Origin of the sequence: Rhodococcus sp. EPR-157 (assembly GCF_001647195.1) — a bacterium.
GTDB lineage: Bacteria > Actinomycetota > Actinomycetes > Mycobacteriales > Mycobacteriaceae > Rhodococcoides.
The window spans coordinates 1-9,535 of record NZ_LVCV01000167.1 but is presented as its reverse complement, the minus strand read 5'-3'; the positions used below and the strand labels follow the sequence as shown (position 1 = coordinate 9,535).

General features: G+C 64.8%; 9 protein-coding genes. 4 read left to right on the top strand and 5 right to left on the bottom strand.

Going from position 1 to position 9,535, the window contains the following annotated elements; genetic code table 11:
- Positions 1 to 1,844, bottom strand: a 1,844-nt coding sequence (locus tag A2J03_RS07445; protein ID WP_068371547.1) for a xanthine dehydrogenase family protein molybdopterin-binding subunit, incomplete at its 3' end; no start/stop codon positions are given.
- 192 nt (positions 1,845 to 2,036) lie between these two features.
- Between A2J03_RS07445 and A2J03_RS07440 the strand changes: the two genes are divergently transcribed.
- A complete protein-coding gene (locus A2J03_RS07440; protein WP_156520257.1) occupies positions 2,037 to 2,312 on the top strand; it encodes a hypothetical protein in 276 nt (91 codons plus the stop codon).
- A gap of 101 nt (positions 2,313 to 2,413) precedes the next feature.
- Positions 2,414 to 3,376, top strand: coding sequence for a pirin family protein (locus A2J03_RS07435; RefSeq protein ID WP_068371536.1), 963 nt, complete (start codon positions 2,414 to 2,416; stop codon positions 3,374 to 3,376).
- A 33-nt stretch (positions 3,377 to 3,409) separates the two neighbouring features.
- On the opposite strand, the gene A2J03_RS07430 is transcribed toward A2J03_RS07435, so the two are convergent.
- On the bottom strand, positions 3,410 to 4,792 hold the full coding sequence (locus A2J03_RS07430; RefSeq protein WP_068371533.1) for a maltokinase N-terminal cap-like domain-containing protein: 1,383 nt from the start codon (positions 4,790 to 4,792) through the stop codon (positions 3,410 to 3,412).
- Positions 4,793 to 4,982: 190 nt separating this feature from the next.
- Between A2J03_RS07430 and A2J03_RS07425 the strand changes: the two genes are divergently transcribed.
- Both A2J03_RS07425 and A2J03_RS07420 read left to right on the top strand, forming a co-directional pair.
- Positions 4,983 to 5,750, top strand: coding sequence for a pirin family protein (locus tag A2J03_RS07425; protein WP_068371531.1), 768 nt, complete (start codon positions 4,983 to 4,985; stop codon positions 5,748 to 5,750).
- 112 nt (positions 5,751 to 5,862) lie between these two features.
- Entirely contained in the window at positions 5,863 to 6,390 is a 528-nt protein-coding gene (locus A2J03_RS07420) for a DUF4190 domain-containing protein (RefSeq protein ID WP_231912411.1), read from the top strand.
- Positions 6,391 to 6,421: 31 nt separating this feature from the next.
- Here A2J03_RS07420 and A2J03_RS07415 read toward each other — a convergent pair whose 3' ends face one another.
- Genes A2J03_RS07415 through A2J03_RS07405 form a run of 3 tightly spaced genes read right to left on the bottom strand, consistent with a single transcriptional unit; the run spans position 6,422 to position 9,494 of the window.
- A complete protein-coding gene (locus A2J03_RS07415) occupies positions 6,422 to 7,993 on the bottom strand; it encodes an ABC transporter permease (protein WP_068371530.1) in 1,572 nt (523 codons plus the stop codon).
- Entirely contained in the window at positions 7,990 to 8,868 is an 879-nt protein-coding gene (locus A2J03_RS07410) for an ABC transporter ATP-binding protein (RefSeq protein WP_068371527.1), read from the bottom strand. Before A2J03_RS07410 ends, A2J03_RS07415 begins: the two co-directional genes overlap by 4 nt.
- Complete coding sequence (locus tag A2J03_RS07405) at positions 8,865 to 9,494, bottom strand: TetR/AcrR family transcriptional regulator (protein WP_068371542.1); 630 nt, start codon at positions 9,492 to 9,494, stop codon at positions 8,865 to 8,867. Before A2J03_RS07405 ends, A2J03_RS07410 begins: the two co-directional genes overlap by 4 nt.
- Positions 9,495 to 9,535 lie beyond the last annotated feature (41 nt).

Sequence of the window (9,535 nt, the reverse complement as noted above, 5' to 3'; positions counted from 1 at the left end):
CCACCGAGCATCTGCGCCTCCAGCCCCGACGGATCGATGGTCTTCCCGACATCCACGGCGACGACGGCGCGTCGCACCCGCGGCCGGTCGGGATCGGTGGCGTCGAGGTCGACGACGTACGCGACACAAGACCGGTACTCGGCATGAAAGCCGACACCTTGCGCCCAACCGTCGGGCAGTTGCCTTCCCCAATCACTTTCCGCAGCAACGGCATCGAGAACTGCGCGGTGACGGGAGTCGGTGAGACGGGATCGCCGAAACTCGACGGGGTCGAACCCGAGGGCGGCCGCTGTTCGATCGACGACGATCTCCGCGGCCCCACGACTGGTGGCGGAGAACACCGAACGCCAGCTGCCCGTGTTCATCGGGAGTGGGACCTCGCGCAGAGTTTCGATCACGTCACCGAAGGCATACGGCGTTGCCACCGTCCGCGAGAACACCGACCGTCCTGATGCCGCCGATCCCGATGCCGTCAGGATCTCGCCGAATCCGTGCGAGAAGTCCGTTGCCACCGCGGCGGTCCGATGCTCGAAGGAGGCTACATCGGTGCCGTCGGTCCGCACCGCGAATCGGTGATGCGAGGCAGGCCGCGCGCGGCCGTGACGCAAGTCGTCGACCCGCGTCCACATCAGCCGCACCTTTCGTCCCATTGCCTGAGAGATTTGCGCGGCTTCGAGAGGCGCGTCGAAGAACAGGCGTCGACCGAAAGAGCCACCACCGCTGACGACGTGGACAGTAACGGCACCGACCGGCATTCCCAACACCCGAGCGATGACCTGCTTGGCGACGATCGGCGCCTGCATCGATCCCCAGATTTCGGCCGAGTCCGACCGTACATCTGCCACAGCGGAATTGGTCTCCATGGCAGCATGTGAGACGAATGCGAAGTCGAACTCGGCGGTCAGCTCGCCGGTCGTCGTGAAAGGTTCGACAGCGGAACGCAGCCGGCCGCGAATGGTTTCGTCGTTCTCCGCATCGACCGGACCCGACGTCCACGTGACGCGGGCCGCAGCTGCGGCATCGATAGCCTGCCCGAAGGTTTCGGCCATCACCGCAACACCGGTCGGGATGACAGCCACGTCGATCACACCGGGCATTGCCGCGAGCGCACCCTTGTCGACGTCGGCCACCTTGCCACCGATCGACGGCGCTCGCCTGACGACTACCGGCATGGCACCCGGAACGTCGAGGTCGAGTGCGTACTCGAACGAGCCTGTCACCATCGCCCGCGCGTCGACGCGGCGGGCCGATGTGCCGATCACACGGAACTGATCCGACGGTTTCGGTTCGGAAGGAATGATTTTCAGCAACGGGTCGGCGGCAGCGGTGGCGACATCACCGATTCCCGTCGTTCGCCCGTCCGAGGCCGTCAGGACCCCGTCCATGAGGGAAATGTCCTGTGGAAGAACGGCGAAGCGTAGCGCCGCAGCAGCGATCAATCGCGCGCGAGCACCTGCCGCGGCATGACGGATGGGCCAGTACATCGACCGGATCGAATTCGAGCTGCCGGTCATCTGATTGAACAGCAACTCGGGCCGTGCATCGGCCAGCGAGATCTCGACGGTGCCGACTGCGATGTCGAGCTCCTCGGCGACGAGCATGGCCAGCGACGTCGTCAATCCCTGACCTACCTCGGCCCGGGGGAGCACGAGCCCGACTGTGCCGTCGGTACGAACGTCGAGTACGACCAACAGGTGTTCCGTCGGCCTGCCGGCGGAAATCAGCACGTCGCCGAGGTCCATCCCTCCGACTGCAGGCGCAGCCGCAACCGTCGGCGACACGGCGACTGTCAGGGTGGGTGCCAGGAGAAGGGTCGTCAGGAACGCCCGCCTACTCACCTGCATGTACGACACCGCTCTTCTCTCACAGGACCTCGTCAGGGCGTTGACGCCCAGTGCAGACCGTACCCCCACCCTGAGATCAGCACCCTCGAAAGATGGGGGACTGCCCCGATGGTGTCCTGCCGACTCTCGCGACACGATCGATTCACACCGGAAATCGGTTGTCCACGCTCAGCCCGAAGAAAGCAGGAAGTCATGCCTTACAAAGTGATTCGAACATTGACCGTCGCAGGAATGATCGGCATCGCCGGATTGACCGCGGCTACAGCAGCATCCGCGGATACCGTGATCGAACCGGGGACCGACGCCCGCGCGTACTGCACCGTGATTTCCCCCGACGGGGACGTGACCCAGCTGCACAGCGCTGCCGAGTGCCTGCAGGCTCGCGTCTCCGCCAGCATGGACGAGCGGCGCGCCGAGCAGGAACAGGCGCGCGCGGACCGCGCCGACGCACGCAAGGCGAACAAGTGAGCTGAAGATCGATGGGAATAGGTTTTTCGGGGTCGGCGTTACACTCAGCGGTAGTTGACTGATCAACTAACCTGAGACATCAACTGAGCCAGGAGACCACGATGCCTGCTGTAACTGTCGACAACATTCTTGCCCTCCCCCGCATACCCCTTCCCGACGCGACCGCTGTGGCCCGGCCGGTCAAGTCCGTCACCACGGCCCCCGCAGGATTCGAGGGTGAAGGCTTTCCGGTTCGTCGGGCGTTCGCGGGTATAGACCTCTCTTCGCTCGACCCGTTCATCCATATCGATCAGATGGGCGAGGTGAATTACGCACCCGGTGAGCCGAAGGGAACTCCGTGGCACCCGCATCGCGGATTCGAGACCGTGACCTACATGATCGACGGGATCATGGAACACAAGGACTCCGGTGGCGGTGGCGGCAGCATCGGTGGCGGCGACACTCAGTGGATGACTGCGGGCGCAGGGATCCTGCATATCGAGGCCCCGCCCGAGCACCTCGTCCAATCCGGTGGCCTGTTCCACGGCGTGCAGCTCTGGGTCAATCTGCCTCGTGACAACAAGATGGCGGCGCCCCGCTACCAGGACATCACCGGCAACAAGGTCGCGTTGCTCTCCAGCGACGACGGCGGTGCTCTCGTTCGGGTCATCGCCGGTGAGGTCTCGGGTCATCAGGGGCCGGGATCGACGTACACGCCCATCGCGCTGACCCACGTCACGGTGGCGCCCGGCGCTGCATTTGCACTTCCGTGGAACCGAGACTTCAACGCACTGGTGTACGTCCTCGCCGGGTCCGGGTCCGTCGGCCCAGATCGTCGACCTCTGCGAATGGGTCAGACCGCGGTGCTCGGGCGCGGCGACACCATCGACATTGCGGCATCAGATCGTCCGGACTCCAGGAGCGAATCCCTCGAGGTGTTCGTGCTCGGTGGCAAGCCGATTCGGGAGCCCGTCGCGATGGCCGGCCCGTTCGTCATGAACACCAGGTCCGAGGTCATCCAGGCGTTCGAGGACTTCCAAGCGGGGCGCCTCGGGTCCATCCCTGCCGAATATGCGCGCGATTGATCACCGCCGGGGGTGATCAATCGCTGGGAGTGACTACTCGTGCGCGGGGGCCAGACGCCTGATCGCCCGCATCGGGATGTCCAACCACGTCGGTCGATTACGGGCCTCGTAGACGGCCTCGTACACAGCTTTGTCCAGCTCGTATGCGCCGAGGAGGGCGGCTTCGGATCGCGGATCCGCACCCGTCACCGAGGCGTAGCCGTCGCAGAACGCCGACGAGTTCCGCTCCACCCACTGGGTGGCCAGATCAGCGGCCTCGTCGGTGACGCCGGATTCGGCGAGCAACAGGTTGTGCGCGGCGTAGTCGAACGATCGGAGCATCCCGGCGACGTCCCGTAGCGCGCTGTCCGGACGTCGGCGTTCCTCGAGCGACTTGGCCGGCTCGCCCTCGAAGTCGATGAGCAACCACGTCGACGGAGTACGTAGCACCTGTCCGAGGTGAAGATCGCCGTGAATCCGCTGCACCGTGGTGGAGCCCGCGGCCTCGGCTCGGGCTATCAGCTCGCGTGCAGCGGGAAGGTGCGCGGCGAGTCCGGGCACCGCCTCGGCAGCCGCTTCGACCCGTTCCAGTATCTCGTCCACCGAGGACTTCGCGGGCCGCTCCGATGTTCCGAGTTGCCGCGCGAGATCAGCATGGACATGGGCCACCGCCTCGCCGAGCAAATATGCCTCCGTCGCGAAGTCGGTGTCCGGTTGCGCGAGGCCGCTCGCGAGCAGATCCCGTACCGATGTGAGCGCGGTCGTCCAGCCCTCGGCCGAATCCGCGACGAAGTCCTGCGCCATACCCAGCATCGACAACTCGCCATCGGACTGCATGTCGATCCAGGCGCGCAGTGGAGCCACGTTGCGGCACCCTGTGTCCGCGAGCGCCCTGTGCAGTTCGATATCGGGATTGACGCCGGGAGCCACGCGACGAAAGAATTTGAGCAGCAGCACTTCACCGAGCACGACCGAAGTGTTGGATTGTTCTGCGCCCAGCACCCGCCCGAGCATCCCGGAGTTCACCGAGTCTTCGGCGACGCTCCGGAAGTCGATAGGCCCGACCGACTCGGCGGCAGCGAGCGCATCGCCGTACATCGCGATGACGGCCGGATCTCTCAGACCGTCGTAGACCACGATGTCGGCCTCGACCACCGGAAGCTGCCAGGCTGCCAGCTCCTCCGGTGCCGTGCGGCGAAATCCGAGCGGAACCTGATAGCGCTGTACCTGCCCGCCGTCGTCGACATGCGCACCCAGTCCGATGTCGACGAGGATGTGTTCGGCGCTCACCCCGGGACGGGATCCGAGAGGCACCCGTTCGACCACCTCCAACGACACCATCACCGACCCCTTGGCCGCAAACCATCTCTGCTGCGGGATCCACGCCAGCAGTGCCGTCTCGATGTCCACCGTGGTGACGCGCGTCGAATCGGTCATAAAGAGTTCTCTCCGCATTCGCTTGGTGTACCTACCCTATCGAGCATCGGTCCCTCTCGAGCACCGGCGCCCTCCCGCTCCGTGATCAACCCCGGGCCTACCCAGTTCGAGGTTTCCTCACACTCGACTCGACGCGCGAAAGTTATGCGACCGGTCACCGGACACCTCCGACGCCTCGTAGAGTAGACACATGTCCGCTCCACTCTCCATCCCGCACATCGATATCCATCGCGCCGGCGATCGCCTGAAAACCCGTGTGGCATGGTTGGACTCGAAACATTCGTTCTCGTTCGGTCAGCATTACGACCCGGACAACACCCACCACGGACTCCTTCTCGTCAACAACGACGACATCGTCTCTCCCGGTCAGGGTTTCGACACGCACCCGCATCGGGACATGGAAATCGTCACGTGGGTGACGACAGGCTCGCTCGTCCACCAGGATTCGATCGGCCACTCCGGAGTCATCTATCCAGGACTTGCGCAGCGGATGAGTGCAGGAAAAGGAATCATGCACTCGGAGAAGAACGACTCGTGGCGGCTCACCGGCGACACTCACCAGGAGCCGGTCAGATTCGTACAGATGTGGGTAGTTCCGGACACGCCCGGTCTCGAACCGGGCTACGAGCAACTCGAGGTCGCCGACGAATTGCTGCGCGGCGGACTGGTTCCGATCGCATCGGGCATGAAGAAGCACGACGGCGAGTCCGCGATCCGAATCAACCAGAAGGCAGCGGCCTTGCATGTGGCTCGGTTGCACCCCGAGCGCCCGATCTCGCTGCCAGAAGCGCCTTTTCTTCACGTTTTCGTCGCACAGGGAACCGTCCAGGTCGAAGGCGTCGGGGAACTGTACGAGGGCGATGCCGTGCGGATGAGTTCGTCTGGTGGACAGCGTGTTCAGTCGTTCGAACACGCTGAGATCCTGGTGTGGGAGATGCATGCACGCCTAGGGCAGTGACTTGGGCAGTGACCTCCCTCTTTGGTCACGAACTGGTGGAGAAACCCTGATCGACGGCCGTGCGGCGCTAGACTTCCCGCACTCGTCACGCACTGGAGGGGAATCGAAGGCCATGTCAGAACAGCCACCGCCCGGAAACTACCCACCACCCGGCAACAACCCACCACCCGGCGGTTATCCACCGCCCGGTGGCAACTACCCGCCACCCGGCAACTACCCGCCTGGCGGATACCAGCAGCCCGGCCAGTACCCGCCCGCTGCACCCAAGAACACGCTGGGCATCATTGCGCTCGTCCTGGCAATCCTGGGAATTCTGACGTCGTGGACGATTGTCGGCGGCGTCGTGCTGGGACTGCTCGCAATCGTTCTCGGGATCATGGGCCGATCCAACTACAAGAAGGGCACCGCCACGAACGGCACGGTGTCGTTGATGTCGATCATCTTGGGTGTGCTCGCGATCCTGCTGTCGATCGCCCTCATCGTATTCGGCGTCGGATTGTTCAACAGCATCGGCGGCAAGGACTACCTCGATTGCATCAACGATGCCGGCAACAGCCAATCCGCGAGGGACGACTGCAACCGCGAGTTCCAGCAGAACGTGGAAGATCGCTACGGGGTGACGATCGAGCGCACGCCGTAGCGCGCACAGGTCCTAGTTGCCCGCATCATCATCAACGGATGTCTCGCCGGTGCAACGCCCACCATCCGGCGAGGCATCCTGACGCAGCAAGCGCGCACAGCCACAGGATCGGCGTCGCGGCGACGGTTCCGCCCGGCAGATGGGGCAGGTGGGTGAACGGTGACAGGTCGAGCCAGAACTGCGGCAATCCGACCACCGCGCCGACTTGGCCCAGCAACACACAGCCGATCAACAACGCCCACGCCGAGTTGGAGAACTGCGGCGCGAGCCCGAACAGCAGCGCACTCGCCGCCGTCAGAACCCACACCGCCGGTAGCTGACCCAGCGCGGCGCCGAGCAGTGTTGACACAGCCGAACCGACGTCGCCGATGGCAAGTCCGTACGGGACCCCAGCAGCAAGACCCACAAGGGCCAGCATGACGACCGGACCACCCAGCGCGAAGACGAGTTGGCTGGTCAGCCACCTACCCCGTCCGACGCTTCCCGCCAGAATCATCTCGGCGAGCGAGGACTCCTCCTCTGCACGAGCGCGCAGAATCGCCGAGATGGAGTACGCGGCGACAGCGATGCCCAAGAGGCTGATCGCTGCTGCGAGGAACGATTCGACGAGCGAGGATCCGCCGAATGCGCCCAGCGCGTCGCTGATCGCTGCGCTGCTGCCCAGCTGCCCGCCGACCCCTTCCGCGGCGCTGCCCAGTACGAGTCCGATGAGCCCCAGCCCGAGCGTCCAGGCGAGAAGTAGCCCGCGCTGTTGTCGCCACGCCAGACCGAACACGCCGCTCAGCGCCGCCGACGCGCGGGGCGACCCATCTCGCTCGGCCACCAGACCCGATCCGAGATCGCGGCGGCCGGCAAGCACGAACGCCGACGCGACTGTTGCTGCCGCGCTGGCCGAGGGCAGTACGAGAACCCACCACCGCTCGTCCGCGAACGGCCTCAGCTGGGCCGACCATCCGATAGGCGACAGCCACGACAGTGTCCCCGACCCCGCGTCGCCGACGGCTCGGAGTACGAACGCTGCGGCCAAGACCGCCAACGCGTATCCGCGGGCGACGCGCGCCCCAGAACCGATCTGCACGGCAATGGCTCCGATCCCTGCGAACACCACCCCGACCGCGACGATCCCCAGCCCGAACGCGATGCTTCCCGCCGGAGCAAACCCGGTGAGAAGTAGCGACACGGATGCGACGAGCGCAGCCGCACACACTCCCCCGGTGGCAACGACGATGGCTGCCGCGAGGGCTGCATGCCGCCCGACGACGGTCGACCCCATCAACTCGGTCCGCCCGGCATCTTCTTCGGCTCGCGTGTGCCGGACGACCGTCAGAAGTGCGGCGAGAGGGGCGAGCGTCAACAGAACTCCGGCTCGCCAGGTGACGAGCGCACCTAGATCGTCACCGAAGATCGGGCCGACCATGGCGAGCTGGGCCGGAGCATTCGCCGTTGCCTGGTAGAACATCTCCCGATCTGCAGCCGTCGGATACAGGCCCCGAAAGCTGACCGCGTAGAGCAGCGGAATCAGTCCGATCGACAGGACCCACATCGGCAGAACGATCCGGTCCCGGCGGACGTACAACCTGATCAGACCGACAAGACCGGTCATGACTGCACCGCGTAGTACTTCAAGAACAGGTCCTCGAGTGTGGGCGGCGAACTCGTCAGACTGGTGACGCCCAGCTCCGCCAGTCCGCGCATGAGCTGGGGAAGATCGACACCGTCGACGCGGCAGCTCAACGTATGCCCATCCGCGGTGGCGGTTCCTGGCAACGAGTTCAGGTCGTGCGGAAGGCGGTCCACGACTGCTGTCACCATCGTGTGTGCGAGGAGCCGCATCTCTTTCAGTGATCCGGAGTCGACTGTTCGGCCGTCGCGAATGATCGTCACCCGCTGGCAGAGCTTCTCGACCTCGGAGAGAATGTGCGAGGACAACAGCACCGTCGTCCCGCGAGCCGATGCGTCGGTGACGCATTCGGCGAACAAGCGCTCCATCAGCGGGTCCAGTCCGGACGTCGGTTCGTCGAGCAGAAGCAGTTCGGCGTTCGAGGAGAACGCCGAGATCAGCGCAACCTTCTGCCGGTTCCCCTTGGAGTACGTTCGTGTCTTCTTGCGCGGATCGAGACCGAACCTCTCGATCAGTTCGTCTCGGCGATCAGGGTCGACGCCTCCCCGCATACGTCCGAGCAGGTCGATGACCTCGCCGCCGGTCAGTGACGGCCACATCGTCACGTCGCCGGGGACGTAGGCCAGACGCCGGTGCAGCGCAACGGCGTCGGACCATGGGTCGCCGTCGAGCAGTCGGACGTGACCGGCAGTCGCTCGCACGAGACCGAGCAGAATTCGGATGGTGGTCGACTTTCCCGACCCGTTGGGACCGAGAAAGCCGTGTACTTCGCCGCTCTCCACGGTCAGGTCGAGGCCGTCCAGCGCGTTGACCCGGCCGAAGGTCTTGACGAGAGAACTCACGCTTATGGCAGTCATCGGTTCTCCTGGTGTCGAAGGTAGGTGTCGAGGGTGTCGGTTTCGGCGAAGAGACCCTCGGTATAGAGCTCGAGGGCAGGCAGAGTGATCTCCTCCGTCATGTTCCGCAGCGCGGTCTTGAAGTCCGTGCCCTGGGGCTGCATCTGGAGGTAGACGAGCATTCCGCCGACGTTCTGACGCACCAGGAAGCAGGCACGGGCGCGCGGGTCACGGCTGGCTTTGAGGCGCCCACTGGCGACGCCCTCGTCGAGGTAGGCGACTGCGTCGTCGACCATGTGCTCGTACATGTCGGTCGCGAGTTGTCCGCCTGACGCGAAACTCCGCACGATATATGCGACGACGGGCGCGTAGTAGTCGATCTCGGCGAGCTGGGCGATGATGCCTGCGGGCGGTGACGACAGCGCACTCGACTTGCTGTCACGAAGAAGGTCCTGGACGTATCCGTCGCATGCTGCCCGCAGGCCGTCCTTGGACCCGAAATGGTGATTGACCAGGCCTGGAGAAACTCCGGCGGCAGTGGCGACGGCGCGAACACCCGTGGTGAATCCGTCCCGCCCGAACACCTCGATTGCGGCGTCGCGGATACGAGCCCGAGTGGTCAGATCATCCGTCTTCGTTGAACGCATGGACAACATGCTAAACACCCGTTCAATCCGAGGCAAGAGTG